Origin of the sequence: Bradyrhizobium uaiense (assembly GCF_010811875.1) — a bacterium.
GTDB lineage: Bacteria > Pseudomonadota > Alphaproteobacteria > Rhizobiales > Xanthobacteraceae > Bradyrhizobium > Bradyrhizobium uaiense.
Genome location: NZ_VKHP01000960.1, coordinates 1 through 244 on the forward strand (window position 1 = coordinate 1; position 244 = coordinate 244).

Annotated in this window: 1 pseudogene; it reads right to left on the reverse strand. The window is 66.0% G+C overall.

The features are described 5' to 3' along the window. A pseudogene (locus FNJ47_RS52550) lies at positions 1–244 on the reverse strand (hypothetical protein); the annotation flags it as partial.

The window sequence follows — 244 nt, forward strand, 5'->3', positions numbered from 1 at the left end:
CGTCGCGGCCTCAGGCCTGCCGAGCGACTGGGCGATGTTCAATGTCGACGGCATGTCGGGCCAGAACCGCGACATGACCCGCGAGGCGCTTGAGATCATCCTGAAGATGTGGACCGAGCCGGGCCCGATGCGGATGTTCTTGGTCTGCAACAGCGCCTGCGCGATCAGCAGGTCCGGCGACGGATGCGGCTCCCACGGCGCGGTATGGTGCTCGCCGATCCAGGCTTCCTGATAGTCGAGCTCG